General features: G+C 74.3%; 21 protein-coding genes. 12 read left to right on the top strand and 9 right to left on the bottom strand.

Going from position 1 to position 20,661, the window contains the following annotated elements; translation table 11 throughout:
• Positions 1–9 precede the first annotated feature (9 nt).
• On the bottom strand, positions 10–375 hold the full coding sequence (locus ACVW07_RS04710) for a metallopeptidase family protein (protein WP_456818114.1): 366 nt from the start codon (positions 373–375) through the stop codon (positions 10–12).
• 218 nt (positions 376–593) lie between these two features.
• Between ACVW07_RS04710 and ACVW07_RS04705 the strand changes: the two genes are divergently transcribed.
• The 6 genes from ACVW07_RS04705 to ahcY all read left to right on the top strand — a co-directional run bounded on the left by ACVW07_RS04705 (position 594) and on the right by ahcY (position 5,589).
• Positions 594–968 (top strand): DUF3499 domain-containing protein, encoded by a 375-nt coding sequence (locus tag ACVW07_RS04705; RefSeq protein ID WP_456818113.1) that lies wholly within the window; start codon positions 594–596, stop codon positions 966–968.
• Positions 969–972: 4 nt separating this feature from the next.
• Positions 973–1,251, top strand: coding sequence for a hypothetical protein (locus ACVW07_RS04700; protein WP_456818112.1), 279 nt, complete (start codon positions 973–975; stop codon positions 1,249–1,251).
• A gap of 54 nt (positions 1,252–1,305) precedes the next feature.
• The gene (locus ACVW07_RS04695; RefSeq protein ID WP_456818111.1) at positions 1,306–2,760 is read left to right on the top strand and encodes a phosphomannomutase/phosphoglucomutase; all 1,455 of its coding nucleotides are present in this window, start codon (positions 1,306–1,308) and stop codon (positions 2,758–2,760) included.
• Complete coding sequence (locus ACVW07_RS04690) at positions 2,760–2,972, top strand: Trm112 family protein (RefSeq protein ID WP_456818110.1); 213 nt, start codon at positions 2,760–2,762, stop codon at positions 2,970–2,972. Before ACVW07_RS04695 ends, ACVW07_RS04690 begins: the two co-directional genes overlap by 1 nt.
• A 121-nt stretch (positions 2,973–3,093) precedes the next feature.
• Positions 3,094–4,035, top strand: coding sequence for a cation diffusion facilitator family transporter (locus ACVW07_RS04685; protein WP_456821028.1), 942 nt, complete (start codon positions 3,094–3,096; stop codon positions 4,033–4,035).
• 72 nt (positions 4,036–4,107) lie between these two features.
• Positions 4,108–5,589: an adenosylhomocysteinase gene (ahcY, locus tag ACVW07_RS04680; protein ID WP_456818109.1), complete on the top strand. Its 1,482-nt coding sequence runs from the start codon at positions 4,108–4,110 to the stop codon at positions 5,587–5,589.
• Between the two features lie 15 nt (positions 5,590–5,604).
• On the opposite strand, the gene ACVW07_RS04675 is transcribed toward ahcY, so the two are convergent.
• Positions 5,605–6,420, bottom strand: a complete 816-nt coding sequence (locus tag ACVW07_RS04675) for an RDD family protein (RefSeq protein ID WP_456818108.1) — start codon at positions 6,418–6,420, stop codon at positions 5,605–5,607.
• Between the two features lie 97 nt (positions 6,421–6,517).
• On the opposite strand from ACVW07_RS04675, the gene ACVW07_RS04670 reads away from it, so the two are divergent.
• Positions 6,518–7,507 carry a stage II sporulation protein M gene (locus ACVW07_RS04670; protein ID WP_456818107.1) on the top strand — a complete coding sequence of 330 codons (990 nt, stop codon included), beginning with the start codon at positions 6,518–6,520 and terminating at the stop codon, positions 7,505–7,507.
• A 6-nt stretch (positions 7,508–7,513) separates the two neighbouring features.
• On the opposite strand, the gene ACVW07_RS04665 is transcribed toward ACVW07_RS04670, so the two are convergent.
• The 7 genes from ACVW07_RS04665 to ACVW07_RS04635 form a co-directional block, all read right to left on the bottom strand.
• Positions 7,514–8,698 (bottom strand): winged helix DNA-binding domain-containing protein, encoded by a 1,185-nt coding sequence (locus ACVW07_RS04665; RefSeq protein ID WP_456818106.1) that lies wholly within the window; start codon positions 8,696–8,698, stop codon positions 7,514–7,516.
• 119 nt (positions 8,699–8,817) lie between these two features.
• Positions 8,818–10,110 (bottom strand): DUF58 domain-containing protein, encoded by a 1,293-nt coding sequence (locus tag ACVW07_RS04660; protein ID WP_456818105.1) that lies wholly within the window; start codon positions 10,108–10,110, stop codon positions 8,818–8,820.
• A gap of 7 nt (positions 10,111–10,117) precedes the next feature.
• A complete protein-coding gene (locus ACVW07_RS04655; RefSeq protein WP_456821027.1) occupies positions 10,118–11,164 on the bottom strand; it encodes an AAA family ATPase in 1,047 nt (348 codons plus the stop codon).
• 314 nt (positions 11,165–11,478) lie between these two features.
• Positions 11,479–12,762 carry a DUF4350 domain-containing protein gene (locus ACVW07_RS04650; RefSeq protein WP_456818104.1) on the bottom strand — a complete coding sequence of 428 codons (1,284 nt, stop codon included), beginning with the start codon at positions 12,760–12,762 and terminating at the stop codon, positions 11,479–11,481.
• Entirely contained in the window at positions 12,759–13,454 is a 696-nt protein-coding gene (locus ACVW07_RS04645; RefSeq protein WP_456818103.1) for a DUF4129 domain-containing protein, read from the bottom strand. Before ACVW07_RS04645 ends, ACVW07_RS04650 begins: the two co-directional genes overlap by 4 nt.
• Positions 13,451–14,287 (bottom strand): glycerophosphoryl diester phosphodiesterase membrane domain-containing protein, encoded by an 837-nt coding sequence (locus ACVW07_RS04640; protein ID WP_456818102.1) that lies wholly within the window; start codon positions 14,285–14,287, stop codon positions 13,451–13,453. The genes ACVW07_RS04645 and ACVW07_RS04640 overlap by 4 nt, the downstream gene beginning before the upstream one ends.
• A gap of 320 nt (positions 14,288–14,607) precedes the next feature.
• Positions 14,608–14,736, bottom strand: coding sequence for a hypothetical protein (locus tag ACVW07_RS04635; RefSeq protein WP_456818101.1), 129 nt, complete (start codon positions 14,734–14,736; stop codon positions 14,608–14,610).
• 85 nt (positions 14,737–14,821) lie between these two features.
• Between ACVW07_RS04635 and mtrA the strand changes: the two genes are divergently transcribed.
• The 5 genes from mtrA (at position 14,822) to hpf (ending at position 20,610) form a co-directional block, all read left to right on the top strand.
• Entirely contained in the window at positions 14,822–15,505 is a 684-nt protein-coding gene (mtrA, locus tag ACVW07_RS04630; RefSeq protein WP_456818100.1) for an MtrAB system response regulator MtrA, read from the top strand.
• A gap of 19 nt (positions 15,506–15,524) precedes the next feature.
• Positions 15,525–17,255, top strand: coding sequence for an MtrAB system histidine kinase MtrB (mtrB, locus tag ACVW07_RS04625; RefSeq protein ID WP_456818099.1), 1,731 nt, complete (start codon positions 15,525–15,527; stop codon positions 17,253–17,255).
• Positions 17,252–18,934 carry an LpqB family beta-propeller domain-containing protein gene (locus tag ACVW07_RS04620; protein WP_456818098.1) on the top strand — a complete coding sequence of 561 codons (1,683 nt, stop codon included), beginning with the start codon at positions 17,252–17,254 and terminating at the stop codon, positions 18,932–18,934. The genes mtrB and ACVW07_RS04620 overlap by 4 nt, the downstream gene beginning before the upstream one ends.
• Positions 18,935–19,027: 93 nt before the next feature.
• Positions 19,028–19,762, top strand: a complete 735-nt coding sequence (locus tag ACVW07_RS04615) for a ComF family protein (RefSeq protein ID WP_456818097.1) — start codon at positions 19,028–19,030, stop codon at positions 19,760–19,762.
• Between the two features lie 215 nt (positions 19,763–19,977).
• Positions 19,978–20,610, top strand: a complete 633-nt coding sequence (gene hpf, locus ACVW07_RS04610) for a ribosome hibernation-promoting factor, HPF/YfiA family (RefSeq protein ID WP_456818096.1) — start codon at positions 19,978–19,980, stop codon at positions 20,608–20,610.
• Positions 20,611–20,661: the final 51 nt, after the last annotated feature.

The following is a 20,661-nucleotide window of genomic DNA, read 5'->3' as shown; positions in this document are numbered from 1 at the left end:
GCGGACAGGCTAGTGGGCCTCGCCGTAGTCCGGGTCCACGTCCTCCGGAGCACGGCCGAGCATGTGCGCGACCTGCTCGACGACGACGTCGCGCACCAGGTCGGCGAGGTCGAGCGGGTCCGACGCCCGCGACTCCACCGGGCGGCGGTATACGACCACTCGCGCGGCCAGCCCCGCGTCGGCCGGGAAGTACCGGCCGAGGGGGACCCCGCCCCGCTCCCACGGCGCGGGGTCGGAGGGCGGCACGTCCTCGACTGCGAACTCCGTGCCGTCGAGCTGTCGGGCCCACCGACGCTCGAGCCGCTCCACGGCGTCGAGCACCAGGTCGTCGAACCTCTCGGCGCGGGTGCGGTACGCGGGCATCGTCGTGGGCATCAACGGGCCGCGGGGACCCCGGCCGCGGCGGTCTCGCCGGCGGACCGGCTGCACGACCGCACCGCTGCCCGTACGGGCCGCGGAGGCACCCATCCGCCGGCCCAGGACGGGTCGGCGGGCGTGCGGCGAGGGGTTCGATGCGCCGTGCGAGGTCACCCCAGCACTGTAATCCGGCGTGGCCGACCCACCGCGTCGGCGCCCCGGGGTACGGTCGGCCCGTGAGATCCGTCCGGCAGTGCTCGCGCACCGCGTGCGGCCGCGCCGCCGTCGCGACCTTGACCTACGTGTACGCCGACTCGACGGCGGTGCTCGGTCCGCTCGCCCAGCATGCCGAGCCCCACTCCTACGACCTGTGCGTCCAGCATGCCGAGCGGCTCACCGCGCCGCGGGGCTGGGAGGTCGTCCGGCTCACCCCGGACCTCGGACCGGCATCCCCGAGCCGCGACGACTTGCTGGCGCTGGCCGATGCGGTGCGGGAAGCGGGCCGAGGACGGGCGCCGGAGCCGGAGCCGCTCCCGGACGCGGTCGGTGCGGCGCTCGCCGAGGCGCCGCGGCGGGGCCATCTCCGGGTGCTGCGCGGAGAGGGCGGCTGAGACGATGGCACGACGGCGGGGGGACGCCGCCCGGGCGCGGGCAGCGCAGCAGGCCGAGCCGCTGGGCTCCCTCAGCCAGGCCGGCGGGCCGTCCATCCCCGGCACGGACGCGTGCACGCGCTGTGGCGAGCGTGACCTCACGCGGATCCGCATGACGCTCGTGGGGGGCCGCCTCGCCGTCTTCGTCTCGTGCCCGTCGTGCGAGCAGACCAACTGGTTCGCCGTCGACGGTGACGGCACTCCGCTGAGCAAGGACGAGATCGGCGGCGACAGCGCCGGCTGACCGCCGCTCGGGAACGGTCGAGGCGGCGGTGGCCCATCCCACTACGATGCGCGGGTGACCTCTCCCTCGCCCGACCGGGTCGACCTGTCCGCCCTCATCAAGGCCTACGACGTCCGTGGTCTCGTGCCGCAGGAGCTGAACCCGGAGGTGGCGCAGGCCATCGGGGCCGCGTTCGCCGAGGTCGTCGTGCGGCCCGAGGCCCAGGGTCGGCCGCGCGTGGTCGTCGCGCACGACATGCGCCCGTCCGGTCCGGAGCTTGTCGAGGCGTTCGCGGCCGGGCTCACGGGCAGGGGAGTCGACGTGGTCCGCATCGGCCTCGCCTCGACCGACGGGCTGTACTACGCGTCCGGTGCTCTCGACATCCCGGGGGCGATGTTCACGGCGAGCCACAACCCCGCCGAGTACAACGGCATCAAGCTGTGCCGCGCGGGTGCACGCCCCGTCGGTCAGGACTCGGGCCTCGCACGGGTGCGCGACCTCGCGGGGGAGTACCTGGCGAGCGGTCTCCCGCAGGACGCCGACCAGGTCGGTGAGGTGGGCGACCAGGAGATGCTGGGCGACTACGCAGGATTCCTGCGCGGGCTCGTGGACCTGTCGGCGATCCGGCCGCTCAAGGTCGTCGTGGATGCCGGCAACGGCATGGGCGGGTACACCGCACCTGCGGTGCTCGGCACGGAGGCCGGTCTGCCGGCGCTGCCGCTCGACGTCGTCCCGCTGTACTTCGAGCTCGACGGCACGTTCCCGAACCACGAGGCGAACCCGCTGGAGCCGGAGAACCTGCGTGACCTGCAGCGTGCGGTCGTGGAGCACGGCGCCGACATCGGCCTCGCGTTCGACGGCGACGCGGACCGGTGCTTCGTGGTGGACGAGGCCGGTGACCCCGTGTCGCCGTCGGCCATCACGGCGCTCGTCGGGCTGCGAGAGGTGGCGCGCGAGCGGGCGGCCGGGCGCACCCCGACGGTGATCCACAACCTCATCACGTCGCAGGTCGTGCCCGACCTGCTGACGGCTGCGGGCGCCCGCACCGTGCGTACCCGCGTGGGCCACTCGTTCATCAAGGCCCAGATGGCCGAGCACGAGGCCGTGTTCGGCGGTGAGCACAGCGCGCACTACTACTTCCGCGAGTTCTTCTACGCGGACACCGGCATGCTCGCCGCGCTGCACGTGCTGGCGGCGCTCGGCGGCCAGCCGCACGCGCTCTCCGCCCTCGCCGAGCAGTACCAGCCGTACTCGGCCAGCGGGGAGATCAACTCCCGCGTCGCGTCGGTCGAGGAGGCCCGCGGCCGCGTCGTCGAGGCGTACGTCACGCAGCAGGGCGCCGGTCCGGTGACCGTCGACGAGCTCGACGGGCTGACGGTGTCACACTGGGACGGCCGGCCGCAGTGGTGGTTCAACCTCCGGGCGTCGAACACCGAGCCGCTGCTCCGGCTCAACGTCGAGGCGGTCGACGAGGACATCATGGAGAAGGTGCGCGACGACGTGCTCGCGCTCGTGCGACAGGGGGCCTGATGAGCGACGAGACCACTGCGGTGCCCGCGCTCGAGCCGTGGGCACGTGACCTGCTGCGCTGCCCCGTCACGGGTGCCACGCTCGTCGACGGCATCGGGCCCGACGGCACGCCCGAGCTCGTCTCCACCGACCCGGACAACCCGCTCGCGTACCCCGTGCGCGACGGCATCCCCGTGCTGCTGGCCGACGAGGCCCGCACGGTCTCCGCCTGAGGGGGTGGCCGGTGGGCCCCTCGTGACCCGCGCGGGGCGAATGATCCCGCCCGCCGCCCGCGTCGCCTAGGCTGCGGCTGCCCGCTCGTCACGGGCGCCGACGACGGACGGGGACATGCGGATGGCGCACGGCGGCGGCACGCGGGCGATCCTCGCAGCCCTCGCGGCGAACCTGGGGATCGCGGTGACGAAGTTCGTCGCGTACCTGCTGACGCAGTCGAGCTCCATGCTGGCCGAGTCCGTCCACTCGCTCGCCGACTCCGGCAACCAGCTGCTCCTGCTCCTCGGGGGTCGTCGGGCGCGCCGTGAGGCCGACCCCAGCCACCCCTTCGGCTACGGGCGTGAGCGGTACCTCTACGCGTTCATCGTGTCGATCGTCCTGTTCTCGCTCGGCGGGCTCTTCGCCCTCCACGAGGCGTGGCAGAAGTGGCAGGAGCCGCACCCGATCGAGGGGCGCTGGTGGTGGGTGCCGCTCGTCGTCCTCGTCGCCTCGATGCTCATGGAAGGCTTCTCCTTCCGCACCGCCGTCAGAGAGGCGAACCTCACCCGCGGAGGGCAGTCGTGGGCGCAGTACGTGCGGGCCGCGAAGGCGCCCGAGATCCCCGTGGTGCTGCTCGAGGACTTCGGTGCCCTCATCGGGCTGGTGCTGGCGTTGTTCGGTGTCGGGCTGACCCTGATCACCGGTGACGGCCGGTGGGATGCCGCCGGCACCGCCGGGATCGGGCTCCTGCTCGTGCTCATCGCCGTCGTGCTGGCCGTCGAGACGAAGTCGCTCCTGCTGGGCGAGTCGGCGACGAGCGCGGACGTCCGGCTGATCGAGGCGGCACTCGTCGGGCACGGCGTGCCGTCCGTGATCCACCTGCGCACCATGCACCTGGGGCCCGACGAGCTCCTGGTCGGCGCCAAGATCGAGGTGTCCGCCGCCGAGAGCGCCGCCGAGGTCGCCGCGGCGATCGACGCCGCCGAGAGTCGCGTGCGAGCCGCCGTCCCGATCGCCACCGTCATCTACCTGGAGCCCGACCTGCGGCGCGCGCCCGACCGCGCGCCCGACCCGAACGCCTGACTGCACGAGCACCGCGCGACAGCACCGACAGCACCGACAGCACGACGCACCCGACCGCGAGCGAGGAGTGACATGACCGTGTTCAGCGAGATCCCCGGCCTCTACAAGGTGCGCGACCTGAGCCTGGCGGAGGCGGGGCGGCACCAGATCCGCCTGGCGGAGCACGAGATGCCGGGCCTCATGGCGCTGCGGGCGGAGCTCGGTCCTGAGCAGCCGCTGGCCGGTGCACGGATCGCCGGGTCGTTGCACATGACCGTCCAGACGGCCGTCCTCATCGAGACGCTCGTCGCGCTCGGCGCCCGCGTCCGCTGGGCGTCGTGCAACATCTTCTCCACGCAGGACGAGGCCGCCGCGGCGGTCGCCGTCGGTCCGCACGGCACCGTCGACGCGCCCGCGGGCGTCCCGGTGTTCGCGTGGAAGGGCGAGACCCTCGAGGAGTACTGGGAGTGCACCGAGCAGGTGCTGCTGTGGCCGGACGCGGACGGCCCGAACCTCATCCTCGACGACGGCGGCGACGCCACCCTGCTCGTCCACCAGGGAGTGCAGTTCGAGGCCGCCGGCGCGGTGCCGGACGACCCGCAGCCCGACGCCCCGGGCTTCTCGGAGGAGCTGACGGTCGTGCGCGGGGTGCTGCGGCGCTCGCTCGCCGCCGACCCCCAGCGCTGGACGCGCGTCGCGAAGCAGATCGTCGGCGTCAGCGAGGAGACCACGACGGGGGTCCTCCGGCTGTACCAGCTCGCCGAGATCGGCTGGCTGCTGTTCCCGGCGATCAACGTCAACGACTCCGTCACCAAGTCGAAGTTCGACAACAAGTACGGCATCCGGCACTCGCTCCCCGACGGGATCAACCGCGCGACCGACGTCCTGATGGGAGGCAAGGTCGCCTTCGTCTGCGGCTACGGCGACGTCGGCAAGGGGGCCGCCGAGGCGTTCCGTGGGCAGGGCGCGCGGGTGATCGTCTCCGAGGTGGACCCGATCTGTGCGCTGCAGGCGGCGATGGACGGGTTCCAGGTGACCCGGCTCGAGGACGTGGTCGGCGAGGTCGACTTCGTCATCACCACGACCGGCAACGTGGACGTGGTGACGGTGGGACACCTGACGGCGTTGAAGGACAAGGCGGTCGTCGGCAACATCGGGCACTTCGACAACGAGATCGACATGGCGGGGCTCGCGGCCGTGCCGGGCGTCGTGCGGACCGAGATCAAGCCCCAGGTCCACGAGTGGACGTTCCCGGCGGCGGACGGGCGCGCCGAGCGGTCGATCATCGTGCTGTCGGAGGGGCGGCTGCTCAACCTGGGCAACGCGACCGGCCATCCGTCGTTCGTCATGAGCAACTCGTTCTCGAACCAGGTCATCGCGCAGGTCGAGCTGTTCACGCGGCCGGGTGCCTACGACCGTCAGGTGTACCGGTTGCCCAAGGTGCTCGACGAGAAGGTGGCCCGGCTCCACCTCGACGCGCTCGGGGTGCGGCTCACCGAGCTGACGAAGGTCCAGGCCGTCTACCTCGGTGTCGACGTCGCGGGCCCCTACAAGGCGGACCACTACCGATACTGACCGGCACCGGCCGCCTCACTGGGCGGGGTCGGGCACCCCGTACGGCAGCCGGTGCAGCAGCTGGGCCTCGGTGGCGTCGCGCTGGGCCGCGACGAGGCGCGCCCGCAGCTCCCGCTCGCGCCGCTCGGCGAGCACCGCGGCGAGGAACGCCTCCGGGTGGGTGCCCGGGGGCGGCAGGGGGTGCACGTACCGCTGCACCTCGGCCGTGAGCTGCTCGCCGAGCTGCACGCGCGAGGCCGGGTGCAGCTTGGCGGCCCGGACGAGGAACTGCCGGACCGCCAGCGCCAGACCGTCCGGCAGGCGGGCGATGTCGGCCCGCGCGGCCCAGCCCGCGAGCCACGGCGGCATCGGCGCAGCGGTGCGCAGCGCGGTCGCGCCCCGCACGCGCAAGGCGTAGGTGCCGGCCAGGATGTCGCCGACGCGCTTGCCCTGGGGGTGCACGATCGAGCAGATCAGCGCTACGGAGCCCACCGTCAACCACAGCTCGACGACCCCGACGAGCGCCCGGACGAACGCCTGACGGAACACGAGCGGCCCCCCGTCGTCCCGGACGATTCGGGTACCGGCCACGAGCTTGCCGACGGACCGTCCACGGGTGAGCGTCTCGACGGTCGTGGGGACGATCACCATGACCGTGGCGGCGAGGACGATCGGCAGGATGGCCGCACCGGCCTCGGAGTCGGCCGCGCCCGACAGGGCGAGGAGGAACAGGGCCACGAACAGGCCGACGCCGACCACGAGCAGGTCCAGCAGCGCGGCGAGGACCCGCGAGATCGGCGATGCAGGCTGCGAGTCGAGCAGCACCCCCTCGCCGATGACGACGCCGTCCATGTGCCCTCCTTCCGTGTCGCCGGCCAGCGAGCCGTACCTGGCCCTGCCTGCGGAGACTAGCGTCTGTGCGGCCCGGCGGGATGGCAGGCTGTGCGGCATGGATCTCGACGCCTATCAGGCGGCCCGTGCCGGGGCGTGGCAACGCCTCGACCACCTGACCCGGACACGTCGGCGGACCGGTGCGGAAGCAGACGAGCTGGTGCGCCTCTACCAGGCGACGGCGACGGACCTGTCGGTCATCCGCTCCGCGGCGCCGGACCCGGAGCTGGTCAGCAGGCTCTCCCAGCAGCTCGGTCGGTCGCGCTCGGCGATCGCGGGCGCGCACGAGCCGACCTGGCGCGACGTCGCGACCTTCGTGGTGGTGTCGCTGCCGGCCGCGCTGTACCGGATCCGCTGGTGGACCGTGGCGGTGACCGCGGCATTCGTCCTGCTCGCCGTCAGCAGCGGCGTCTGGGTCGCGACCCAGCCCGAGGCGCTCGCGGCGATGGGCACGGCCAGCGAGCAGCAGGAGTACGTGGACAACGCGTTCGCCGAGTACTACGACCCGGGCGCCGGGTTTGCGGCGACGGTCTGGACCAACAACGCGTGGATCACGGCGGTGTGCATCGGGTCGGGGATCACGGGCATCCTTCCGGTGCTCACGCTGGTGTCGAACGCCATCGCCGTCGGCGCCGCGGGCGGGATGATGGCGGCGCACGGTGAGCTCGACCTGTTCCTCCAGCTCATCGCACCCCACGGGCTCCTGGAGCTGACCTCGGTGTTCGTGGCGGGCGCCGCAGGTCTGCGGATCTTCTGGACGTGGATCGACCCGGGCCCGCGCCCGCGCGGACGGGCGCTCGCAGAGGAGGCGCGCGCGCTGTTCACCGTCGCGATCGGGCTGGTCGGCACCCTCGCCGTGTCGGGGGTCATCGAGGGGTTCGTCACCGGGTCGGACCTGCCGTGGGTGGTCAAGATCGCGATCGGGGTGGTCGCGGTGTCGGCGTTCTGGGTCTACACGATCGTCCTGGGCCGCCGGGCGGTCCGTGCCGGGGAGACGGGCGACGTCACCGCGGACCGCGGCGGCTACACGCTCGCCACCGCGGGCTGACGGACCTCAGCGCACGAGGACGTCGTGCTCGGCCGCATCGTCGGCGAAGAACCGCACGAACCGCGCACCCTCGTCGTCGAGCTCGCGCCGCTGGGTGCGGCTGACCGGGTCGAGCGGCGTGACCTCGAGGGTGGCCAGCTCGCGGCGTGCCCGGCCGGCGGCGTCGAGGCGCGTGCGCCTGACCGACCAGGTCGCTCCCACCCGGCCGTCGACCAGCACGGTGCCCGGGATCACGCCGTTGCTGCTCTGCAGGCTGCGCCTGCGCTCGTCGCTCACCAGGCGGCTGCGGTCGGCGTGACCCAGCAGCACGTTGTCGAAGTCGGGCAGGAACCGGACGGGCGCAGGCACGTCGCCGCCGGGCCGCGGGCCGGCGGGGACGTCCAGCACGGTCCGGGGGCGGACGCCGCCCGGCGCGGGGGGTGCCGAGAACCGCACCAGGCGGTCACCGAGCCGGTCGACGACCGCCCGCAGCCCGGTCAGGCCCGACCACGTCTGCACGTCCGCGACGGTCGCCGGGCCGAACGCCGTCAGGTACCGCACCACCACGCGTTCGAGCTCGACGGCGAGGACGTCCGGGTCGGTGACGTCGGGGGAGGCTGCCGTGGCGTCCGGACCGAACCAGGACCACGCCGTCGTCCACGTCGTCGCGCCCGAGCGGCCCCAGACGCCGCGCGGCGGCACCTGGACGAGAGGCAGCGTGCCGCGCGCGCCATGCGCCAGGGTCGCCGGGGCGACGTCCGGCCAGCGTTCTCGGAGCAGGGCGCCCAGCTCGGTCGTCCTGCGGGGCTCGGCCTCGACGAGGGTGCGCGCTCTCGCGCTGAGCTCGCCGATGTCCAGCGTGCGCAGACCGGCGGCGTGCGCCGCGTTGACCAGCAGGTCCTTGCGGTACAGCGGCGCGACGAGCTCCGGCAGGAGCAGGGCGTCCGCCGCGGTGACGAGGTGGATCGTGCCGCGCATGACGGCGATCCGGGCGGCGGTCCGGTCGAGCAGCGTCTCGCCCAGGTCGGCGTGCCGGAACGACGAGAGACGGCTCCACAGGCCGACGTACGGCGACCACGCGTTCTGCGCCTGGAGACCGACGAGGTGGTCGACCATCGCGAGCACCGGCACGTCCGCCCGGTCCAGCAGGTGCTGGCGGGCCAGGAGCGCCCGGTTGAGCTCGCGGGTGTCGATCGGCGGGTCCGCGGTCACGGTCGCACGTTATCGGTCGACGTCGGCCGGAGCTCCGTGGACCCGGGAGATGCGGACCGCGGGAACCGGCGCCCGGGCCGCGCCACGGGCCAGTCCGGGCGTCTCGACCGGCCCGGGGATCAGAGTCGACCCGCCGCCTTGAGCGCCAGGTACGTGTCGGCCAGCCGCGGCGCGAGCTCGTCGGGCAGCGCTTCGAACACCTCGACGCCTCGCTGCCGCAGCCGCTGGGCGACGGCGGCCCGTTCCAGGCCGGCGCGCTCGGCCGCGGCGGCGTCGAACACCGCGCTGACGTCGTCACGGCCCTTGCGCAAGGTGTCGACCTCGGGGTCCTGGACGGACGCGAGCACCACCTGGTGGCGATCGGTGAGCTGACCGACGACCCCGAGCAGGCCCTGCTCGACGGCGGCGGGCTCCAGCGCCGTCAGCAGGACGACGAGCGCCCGCTGGCTCATCCTCCGGCGTACCTCGCCCACGATGCCCGACCAGTCCGTCTCGACGAGCTCCGGGTGCACGTTCGCGAGCGAGTCCGCGAGCGCCGGCATGAGGCGGGACCCGGACACCCCGGCAGCGCGGGCCCGGACGCGGCGGTCGTAGGCGAGCAGCTCCACCCGGTCGCCCGCACGGCCGGCCAGCGCCGCGAGCAGCAGCGCGGCCTCGATCGACGCGTCGATGCGCGGTGCGTCGAGCACGCGGACCGCCGACGTGCGGGCGCTGTCGAGGACGATCATCACGCGCCGGTCCCGCTCCGGGCGCCAGGTCCGCACCACGACGTCACCCCGGCGGGCCGTGGCCCGCCAGTCGATCGCCCGGACGTCGTCGCCGATCACGTACTCGCGCAGGGAGTCGAACTCCGTGCCCGGGCCGCGGACCTGCACGGCGGCCCGCCCGTCGAGCTCGCGGAGCCGGGCGAGCCTGCTCGGCAGGTGCCGTCGGGACGCGAACTCGGGCAGGACGCGGAGCCGCCCCGCCACGGTGAGCGACGCCTGCCGGCCTGCGAGCCCCAGCGGTCCCGACGTGCGGATGGTGACGCGGTCCGCGTGGGCGTCGCCGCGCCGGGTCGGCACGAGCGTGGTGCGCAGCCGTCGACCGTCCCCCGGTGGCACGTCGACGGTGTGACGGCCCGTCTGTGCCGCGGTCGACGGCGGCCACGCGTCGCGGACCACGGCCCGCAGCCGGCGGCTGCCGACGTTCGTCACGGTCAGGGTCGAGTCGGCCGGCTCCGTGAGCCGCACGGACACCGGCACGTCCCGCTCGACGGCCACCTGGCGGGGCGACGCAGCGAGTGCCGCGTCCACGACGCACAGCGCGACGACGACGACAGTCCAGACCAGCACGGTCCCCGCCGCCGGGAGCACGAGCACCACCGGGACACCCAGCACCGCCAGGACCACCGCCCGCCACGTGAAGGTCACGACGCGCTCAGCGGGGGACGGGGACGGAACCGAGGACCGTGTCCAGGACCGCCTCGGGGTTGACGCCCTCGAGCTCGGCCTCGGGCCGGAGCTGCACGCGGTGGCGCAGCGTCGGATGGGCGAGCGCCTTGATGTCGTCGGGCGTCACGTAGCCGCGGCCGGACAGCCACGCCCAGGCCCGCGACGTCGCCAGCAGCGCGGTCGCCCCGCGGGGCGAGACGCCGAGCGACAGCGACGGGGAGCGCCGCGTCGCCCGGCACACGTCGACCGCGTACCCGAGCACCTCGCGCGACACCTGCACCCGGGCGACCTCGGCGCGAGCGCGCGCGAGCAGCGCGGCGTCCGCGACCGGCCTGACTCCCGCCGCCGCCAGGTCCCGCGGGTCGAAGCCGGCCGCATGCCGGGCCAGGACCTCGACCTCGTCCTCACGTTCGGGCAGCGGCAGCGTGAGCTTGAGCAGGAACCGGTCGAGCTGCGCCTCCGGCAGCGGGTACGTGCCCTCGTACTCGACCGGGTTCTGGGTGGCGATCACGAGGAACGGGTCCGGCAGGGGGCGGGGGGTTCCGTCGACGGACACCTGACGCTCCTCCATCGCCTCGAGGAGCGACGCCTGCGTCTTGGGGGGCGTCCGGTTGATCTCGTCGGCGAGCAGCAGGTTCGTGAACACCGGGCCCTCACGGAACGAGAACTCGGCCGTGCGCGCGTCGTACACGAGCGACCCGGTGATGTCGCCGGGCATGAGGTCCGGCGTGAACTGCACCCGCTTGGTGTCCAGGTCGAGCGCCGCGGACAGCGTCCGCACGAGCAGGGTCTTGGCGACGCCGGGCACGCCCTCCAGGAGCACGTGTCCCCGGCACAGCAGCGCGATGACCAGGCCGCTCACCGCGGCGTCCTGCCCGACCACGGCCTTGGCCACCTCGGTCCGGACGCCGGCGAGCGCCGCGCGCAGCTCGTGGGACGGCTCGGCCGGCACGTGGTGACCGGAGGTGTGCGGCGCCGGCGCGGGGGCGGGCGGAGGCGCGACCGCGGGCGCGGCGGCGGCCGGCGCCGTGATGGAGGGCGCGGCGGCCGCCGGCGGTGCGACGTCGGGGAACGCGGCAGGCGGCGGTGGGTCCTGCGGTGCCGGCGGGGCTGACGGGGCTGACGGGGGGGCTGCCTGCGGCGCCTGCGAGGCGGTGAGCGGTGCGTCCTGCGGTGCAGACACCGGTGCGGCCGCGGGCGGGGCGACCGGCGCAGGAGGCGCGACGGGCGCCGCCGGCCCGACCGGGGCAGGGGGGCCGGCGGGGACGGTCCCGGAGGACGGGCCCGTCGGTGCGGTCCCCGGGACGGGGGCGTGGTCGGGCAGGGGCATGCCGGGGGTCTCCTCGGTCACGATCGGTGAACCTCGCTCTCCAGGTGGTCCAGGTCCAGGGCCAGCCGTGCCAGGCCGGCGTCGTCCCGCGGTGGGGGACCGTACAGCAGGTGCTCGACAGCCGCGGCGTCGCGTCCGGTGGCGCGCGACACCGCCTCGACCAGGGGCTCGGCGCCGGCGGACCGTGGCAGGCCCAGCCGGTGCGCGCACCGGCTGGCGGCACCGGCGCGCAGGGCCGCTGCGGCGTGCCCGTACGCGCGCGCGCGCCGGTACAGCCTGCCGCGGCCCCGGGTGGTCTCCCCGGCCCGGACGACGACAGGCAGCGGCTCGGTGACGAGCCGACCGAGGCGGCGCCCGCGTGCGAGCGCTGCGACGATCACGACGAGCACCAGCGCCAGGCCGACCAGCCGGACGCGCGGTGGCACGAGGTCGCTGAGCGCCGGCCCGTCGCCGTCCCCGGACGTACCCACGTCGTCGATCGACGGGATGAACCAGACCAGCCGGTCGTGCTTCCCGAGCATCCGCAGCACCAGCGCTGCGTTGCCCTGCTCCGCGAGGTGCTCGTTGGTGAGGGGACCGGTGTCGGTGAGCGTCGTGACCCGCTGGTCGCCGCCCACGACGGCGTACGCGCCGGTGTCGGGGTCGTCGCCCACGGGGAAGCAGACGGTCACTCCCGGCCCGGTGGCGGTGACCGATCCCGACGCGGTGACCGTGCCGGCCGCGGTGGCGTCCGGGTCGTCGCACTCGGCGGTGCGGACGTCGGAGGCCCTGTCGGAGCCCCCGGTCCCGCCGACGACGAGGCCGCCGGTGAGACGCTCGGCCGCACCGGTGTACCCGACGAGCACCAGGTCGGCGCCGGTCTCGTCCAGAGCGTCGAGCTGCTGGTCGTCGAGGAAGATGCCGCCCACCACCAGCAGCGTGCTGTCGGGCGTCGCAAGACCTGCCGCATCGGCGACGCGTCGCACGAACCGGACGTCGACGCCCTGCCCCTCCAGGATCTGTGCCGCTGCTCGGGCACCGCCGGGTGCCGGGTTGTCGGGCGCGACGGGGGTCGTCGAGGTCCTCGGCTCGGGGAGGGCCGCAAGCAGCCCGACGAGCACGAGCAGCCCGAGGATCGCGAGCGGCGCGCGGAACCGTCGCCAGCGAGAGGTCGCCCGCGTCCGCGTCGACGTGCCGTCGCCGACGACCGGGCCGTACGGGGAGCCGGGGGAGGAGCCGCGAGCTGCGCCGCTCGGGCCCTCTCCGGGCCCGGGGACCGGTGCGGAGCCGTGCTTGGGGAGCACAGGGGTCGTCCCGCTCATCGGGCCGCCTCCAGCGGCGCGGCGGACCGCCGGGCCGGCGCCACGGGGCGTGTGCCGCGGACGTCCCGGTCCAGCGCCCGGAGAAGGTCGTCGTCGGCGGCCGTCGCCTCGACGTGCCCGTACGCGACGTCGTCGAACAGGCGCCCACCGGCGCTGAGCTCGTCACCGAGGGACGGCAGGCGGACGGCCGCGGCCACGGTCGCCTCGTGAGCGGTGCGCCCGAGCCGGGCGTCGAGCACGGTGCGCTCCTCGAGGTCCCGGACGACGGCGCGGAACCGTTCCACGACGGCCAGCGACCAGTCGCCCGCGGCCGATGCGGCGTCGGCGGCCGTACGGAGCTCCGCGGCGGTCCGCGTGTCGTCGCGCCCCAGCACCGCCCGTCCTGAGCCGGCCGCCGCGGCTCGTGACCGCCGGACCGGTCCGAGGAACCACAGCACCGCGACGGCGACCGCGACCGCGATGCCGATCACGAGCGCGAGCGAGGCCCAGGAGGACACCACCGGAGCCGGGATGCCGTTCAGCATGTCGACCAGCCAGTCGATGAGACGCTCCAGGAGCGAGCGCGACTGGTGGTAGACGGGGTCGGCCAGCTCGTCCTGCGCCCACCGTCGCGCGGTCGACGCGTCTGGTTCGACCGGCACCTCGGACCGGAGCATGGCCCACGGCCCTCCGGCGCGCACCGCGAGCGTCACCCGTCGGCCTGCGCGGCCCGGGCCAGGTCGATGTCGAGGCCCTCGCGACGCATCCGGACGTCGATGTACAGCAGCGCGACGACGGCGGCGAGGTACGTCGTCGCGAGCGTCATGGCCACCACGCTCCCGATGCCGACCAGCACGACGCTCGCGAACGACGTCCCGGCGGCGTCCTGCAGGACCACTGCGGTGAACAGGGACACCGGCACGACGATGACGTAGCTGATCACCGAGACCATGATCGTCACCAGCAGGTACGTGCCGAGCAGCCGCCAGAAGCTGCCGCGAGTCAGCCGCCACGCCCGGCCGATCGACCGCCAGAACGCCTTGCCCTCGAGCATCAGTGCAGGAGGCACCAGCAAGGTCCGGACGCCGAACCAGAGCAGCGCGACGATCAGCGCCGCGGCGCCCAGCAGCCCGACGCCCACCGCTGCGGCGACCATGTCCTGCGAGGCGAGCAGCACCACCGCACCGACGACGACAGCGGCGAGCAGCAGCTCGGCCACCCCCGCGAGCACGGTGAAGCCCAGGACCCACCACACGCGGGACGTCCTGAGCGCCTGACCTATCGTGACCGTCTGGCCGAGCACCGACCTGCTCACGGACAGGATGACGAGGCCCGTGAGCACCGTCGTGGCGACCTGCGTGAACGGCAGGCCGAGAAGACTGCCCACGCTGGCACCGGCCTGGTCGGCGAACCCGAGCTCCCCCGTGGGGTCGACGTCCGAGGCGAGCTGGTCCAGTGCATCGGCGAGCAGCCCCTGCACGTACCACCGGGTCAACGACTGGAGCACCACCGCGATCGTCACGACGGCGGCGGCGAGCCCGAACATCACCCGTGGGTTGGCCCGGACCGCCCGGAACGCGCCGTCCAGGATCTCACCGACGCTCAGGGGGCGCAGCGGGATGATGCCCGGCTGGAGGGCAGGCGGCCGCCATGGACCACCGGACGGCGCTGCCGGCGGAGGGACCGCAGGACCCCACCCGGTGCTCAGCTGACCGGGTTGACCAGGCTGCCCAGGTGGGCCGGGCTGAGGCTGGCCCCAGGAGGTGGGCGGCGGCACGGGGCCGGCGGGGGGCGGCGCGGCGCTGGGCGGCGCACCGGTGGGCGACGCCCACGCGGGTGGGCGGGGCGCGTCGTCGTGCGGGCTCGTCATGCGAGCGCGGCTCCTCGGCTGTCGTCGTGCGTCTCGTCGTCCTCCCTGGTCCGGCGCACGTCACCGTGCACGGCCGGGGCGATGCCCATCGTGCCACGGGGCCCGGCAGCCCACGGTGCGCTCACGCCGACCTGTGGATCTGCGGGTGATCTGTGGACGACGGGGCCGAACCTGGACGGACTCCCAGGGTCGCGGTGCGAGAATGCGCCCATGAGAGGACGCGTGCTGGTGGTCGACGACGACACCGCGCTGGCCGAGATGATCGGCATCGTGCTGCGGTCCGAGGGCTTCGACCCGGTGTTCTGCGAGGACGGCGACGCGGCGCTCGGGGCGTTCAGGGCGACACAGCCCGACCTGGTGCTGCTCGACCTCATGCTGCCCGGCCGGGACGGCACCGAGGTGTGCCGCCAGATCCGCGCCGAGTCCGGCGTCCCCATCGTCATGCTGACGGCCAAGAGCGACACCGTCGACATCGTGCTCGGCCTGGAGTCCGGCGCGGACGACTACATCTCCAAGCCGTTCAAGCCGAAGGAGCTCGTCGCACGCGTCCGCGCGCGGCTGCGTCGCAGCGACGAGCCCGCACCGGAGCACCTGTCCATCGGGGACGTCGAGATCGACGTCCCGGGGCACCGCGTCGCGCGCGCCGGCCGGCCAGTGTCGCTGACGCCGCTCGAGTTCGACCTGCTGGTCGCGCTCGCCCGCAAGCCCTGGCAGGTGTTCACGCGTGAGGTGCTCCTCGAGAAGGTGTGGGGCTACCGCCACGCCGCCGACACGCGGCTGGTGAACGTCCACGTCCAACGGCTGCGCTCCAAGATCGAGAACGACCCCGAGCAGCCCGAGATCGTGGTCACCGTGCGCGGCGTCGGCTACAAGGCGGGCGTGACCTCGACGTGACGTGGGAGAGGACCGTGCCGTGGTGCGGGTGAGCAGCGCCTGGCGGCTGGTCCGGGCGCGCGCCCGTCGACGGGTGCGCCAGTGGCCTCGGCTGTGGCGGTCGTCCCTGCAGCTCCGTGTCATCGCGTCCACCCTGGCGATCGGGCTCGTCGCCCTCGGCATGGTCGGTCTCTACGTGGGCGAGCGGATGCGGGACGACATGTTCCGCACGCGTCTCACGCAGGTGCTGCAGGAGAGCGCCCGGAGCACCCGGCAGGCCCAGCTGGCGTTCGAGTCGACCGACGCGAGCACTCCCACCGAGGTCCAGCAGCTCCTGAAGGACGTCGCGTCGGCACAGCGCACGGGTGGCCTCGGCGAGCGTGAGGTCTTCCTGCTCCGGGCCCCTGGGCAGAAGTCGGCCGTGTCCGTGGCACCGCCCGCGTCCGACCCGGACCTCGTCCCGCTCGTGAGCGGCGAGCTGCGGACGGCGACCGCGGACGGCGGTCAGCACTGGCAGTCCGTCGCGCTCCCGGTCGAAGGTGGCGGCTCGGCCCCGGCCGTGCTGGTCGGCCAGGACGTCGAGGTGCCCGTGGTCGGGACGTTCCAGATGTTCTTCCTGTACAGCCTCGAGTCCGAGCAGGCCCGCCTGGACTTCCTGGAGCGCACGCTCGCGCTCGCCGGCGTCGCGCTCGTGATCCTGCTCGGCAGCATGACCTGGCTCGTGACCCGGCAGACCGTCCACCCCGTCCGGCGCGCCGCGCAGGTCGCGGAGCGTCTCGCGGACGGGCACCTCGCCGAGCGCATGCCGGAGCGCGGCGAGGACGAGATGGCGACACTGGCGCACTCGTTCAACGAGATGGCCGCGAGCCTCCAGGACCAGATCCGACGGATGGAGGAGCTGTCGGCCGTGCAGCGCCGCTTCGTGTCCGACGTGTCGCACGAGCTCCGCACGCCGCTCACCACCATCCGGATGGCCGGCGAGGTCATCCACGCCTCCCGCGACGGCTTCGACCCCGCGGTGAAGCGGTCCGCCGAGCTCCTGCAGACCCAGCTCGACCGTTTCGAGGACCTGCTCGCCGACCTGCTGGAGATCAGCCGGTTCGATGCGGGCGCCGCGGTGCTCGACGCCGAGGGACGCGACCTGCGCGACGTGGTCATGAACGCCGTGGACCATTCCGCCCCGCTCGCCGAGCGGCGTGGGTCGTGGCTGAGCGTGCGCCTGCCCGACGTCCGGTGCGTCGCGGACGTCGACCCCCGCCGGGTCGAGCGCGTGCTGCGCAACCTCCTGGTGAACGCGGTCGAGCACGCGGACGGCAGCGCCGTCGAGATCACCGTCGCGGCAGACGACCATGCCGTCGCCGTCACCGTCCGTGACTACGGCGTCGGCATGACCCCCGACGAGGTGACCCACGTGTTCGACAGGTTCTGGCGTGCGGACCCGGCCAGGGCCCGCACCACGGGAGGCACCGGCCTCGGTCTGGCGATCTCGCTCGAGGACGCCCATCTGCACGGCGGGTGGCTCGAGGCGTGGGGCCGCCCGGGGCGCGGGGCGAGCTTCCGGCTCACGCTGCCGCGGCGCGCGGGCATCCGCCTCACGGGGTCGCCCTTGCCGCTCGTCCCGGACGAGGCGCCGCCGCCCGACCCGGTGCGCTTCCCCGTCACGCGCCTGCGCACCGATCCGGCCGCGCTCCCGGAGCTCGAGGCCGCGGGGCACGACGGGTCCGACCTCCGGCCGGTCGGCCCGGCCGACCGCCGCCAGGAGGTCCGATGAGAGCCCGACAGACCCGTGCGCGGGCGCTGCTCGCGGCGCTCGCGGCGTCGACGGCACTCGCCCTCGGCGGGTGCGTGGCGGTCCCCACGTCCGGCGCCGTGCAGGAAGGCCGGTCGGAGGTCGTCGAGCCGGCGGGCGTCGTGGCGCTCGCGGAGGGACCCCGTCCGGGGGCCAAGCCTGACGAGCTCGTGGAGAGCTTCCTCCTCAACGCACCGCTGGACTTCCGACAGCAGTTCGCGGTCGGCCGGCTGTACCTGGCGGGCGAGGCCGTCGAGACCTGGGAGCCCCTCGCGCGTGTCGTGGTCGCCGGCGGGCCGCCGGACATCGTCGCCACGGGCAGCGCGACGGTCCAGGTCGACGTCCCGGTGATCGCGCGCGTCGACGCCGACGGTCGGTACACCGAAGCGGCCAGCGGTGCGCACGAGTCCCTGACGTTCGAGCTCGTCCAGGACGACGAGGGGCAGTGGCGCATCTCGAGCGCACCGCCCGGGCTCGTGGTCTCCAAGCTGGACTTCGAGAGCCTGTACCGCGCGACGTCCTTGTACTTCCTCTCCCCGGACAGCCAGTACCTCGTGCCTGAGGTCCGCTGGCTCCCCACCTTGAACCTCGCGACCTCCGCCGTGCGCGCGCTGCTCGCGGGACCGTCGCCGTGGCTGCGCGACGCGGTCCGCACCGCGGTCCCGGACGGCGTGCAGCTCAAGCCCCAGTCGGTGCCCGTCAGCAAGGCGGGTGTCGCGACGGTCGGTCTGGACGCGGCGCGGACCTCTGCGGTGCTCGACGCCGACCGGCCGCTGCTGCTCGCGCAGATCGAGGCGACCCTGCGTCAGGTCCCCGAGGTCGGCAATGTTCAGCTCCAGGTCGGAGGCGTCCCGCTGGACGCCGACGAGGGTGCGGCGACGCTCCAGCGTGGCACGCCGCCGGGCGGTGAGATCGAGATGCTCCAGGCAGGGCGCCTCGTCCAGCTGAGCGGCAACGACCTGAGTCTCGTGCCGGACGTGCCGCCACTGACCGGGCTCGACGCCCACAGCCCTGCCCGCAACGACGACGGCTCGGTACGGGTGCTGCTCTCGGGCCGCAGCGCGCTCGTCACCGCGCCGACCTCCGAGGCCACCGCGCAGACGCTCCTGACCGGTCCGAGCCTCGCCGCGCCGTCGGTGGACCGGTTCGGGTGGGCGTGGACCGGGGACGCGCTCGGCGAGCTGCTGGCCGGCAGGCTCGGAGAGGCACCGGTCCGTCTGGCACCCGACTGGGCGCAGGGCCGCGCCGTGACCGCGGTGCGCGTGTCGCGCGACGGTGCCCGGATCGCGGTGGTGTCCCGTGGGGCGGACGGCGTGGCGGTCGAGGTCGTGGCCGTGAGCCGTGGCGCCGAGGGCGTCCCCCAGCGGGTCGGCTCGCCGGTGCGGGTGGGCGTGCCGCTGGTCGACGCCTCCGCGGTCGTGTGGCTCGACGAGTCGACCCTCGGCGTCCTCGGCACCAGCGGCGGGACGGCCGCTCTGCAGCAGGTCCCGCTCGCCGGGGCGACCACCGCGCTCCCGGAGGTCGCGGACCTGGTCGGCGTCGCGGGCGGCAAGCAGCCGTACGTCAGCACCGTGGACGGCGAGCTCCTTCGTCTCGTCGGCCAGTCGTGGGTGCGGGTGCCGGGCGTCGAGGACGTGGCTGACCCGTCGTACCCGGGCTGACCGAGCCGTCCACAGCCCGTCCGGTCGCACGCTCGGCCGCGTGCAGGCCGCTGCTCGTCCACCTGCCGGCGGCGGCCGAGGCACGTTCGGTGCATGGGAGCCGATCTCGCGCGGGCGTTGCTGGGCCTCGCGCTGCCCGTGTCGTGCGCAGGTTGCGACGTCGACGACGTGGCGTGGTGCGCCGACTGCGCCCGGCACCTCGCCGGGCCGCCGTGGCGGTGCGAGGACCGGGCGGGCCGTCTGGACCTGCTCGACGGCCGGCCCGCGCTCCCCGTCTGGACGCTCGCGGACTGCGTGGGCCCGGTCCGACGGGCCGTCATCGCCTGGAAGGACCGGGGCCGGTTCGACGTCACGTCGACGTTCCGGTCTGCCATGGCGGGTGCGTCCCACGCGACAGCTGCCGCGTGGCGGTCGCGCACGACCGAGCCGCTGATCGTCGTCCCGGCACCGTCCACCGCGGCAGCCCGGCGCCGTCGGGGCGCCGACCTCGTCACGGACCTCGCGCGAGGTGTCGTCGACGGGGCCGTCGTGGCCGGGGTCGACGCACGGCTCGAGCCGGTCCTCGAAAGACGCCGCGGGGGCGACCAGGTGGGGCTCGGGGTCCGCGAGCGTGCCCGGAACCTGCACGGGCAGGTCATGGTCCGGGCACGGGGAGCCCCGCGCGTCGCGAACGGTGCGGTCCTGCTGGTGGACGACGTGCTGACCACCGGCGCGACCGTCGCGGCGTGCGCGGCGGCCCTGCGCGGTGCGGGGGCGGTCGTCGTCGGGTGCCTCACGCTCGCGTCCACACCCCCGCCGGGAGCCGCCGGCAGGGCGATCGGGAGGTGAACCAGGTGGCACCGGCCCTGCTGATTGGATTCTGGGCGACGGGGGGGCTTACCGTGGTGCTCAGAGCCGACGGTGTCGGGCGCAGCAGGATCCCGGAGGGGATCGGCGCGCCGGCCTGCGGAGGAGGTGGTGCCGCCTGATTGCCCCGTCGGGGCAACACAGTGCATGTCGCCCGGGCGGCGTCGATGCCGCCCCTGACCTCCCAGGAGGCTCGCATGGAGATCGTGGTTGCAGGCCGGCACACCGAGGTGCTCCCGAAGTATCGGGCGCACCTCGAGCAGAAGCTCGCGAAAGTCGAGCAGCTGGCCCCCCGCGCCCAGCGGATCGACGTCCTCGTGTCGCACGAGACGAACCCTCGTCAGTCGGGCAGCTGTGAGCGCGTCGAGCTCACGGTCGTCGACAAGGGACCCGTGATCCGCGCAGAGGCGTGCGCCGACGACCGGTACGCCGCGCTCGACCTCGCGCTCGCCAAGCTGCTCGAGCGACTGCGTCGCACCCGCGACCGGCGCAAGGACCACCGCAACCACACTCCGATCACGCCCGTGGACGTCCGCCCCCCCGACGACCTCGCCGATCTGGTAGCCCCCTCGCGCGCGGCGGAGGACGACGGCGCCGTCGAGACCACGCTCGGAGACTCACCGGTCGTGATCCGCGAGAAGACGCACGAGGCCTCGCCGATGACGGTGGACGACGCGCTCTACGAGATGGAGCTCGTCGGGCACGACTTCTACCTGTTCGTCGACGCGGAGACCGCCCAGCCGGCCGTCGCCTACCGGCGTCGTGGCTGGAGCTACGGGGTGATCAAGCTCGACATGCCCGTGCAGGGCACGGTCGCCGCCGCGGGCTGATCCAGCACCGGTCAGGCAGCGCCCCACGCACCACGCACCAGCGCGACGCCC

Source organism: Cellulomonas sp. URHB0016, from assembly GCF_054057935.1.
This window is presented reverse-complemented; position numbering and strand designations above follow the sequence as displayed.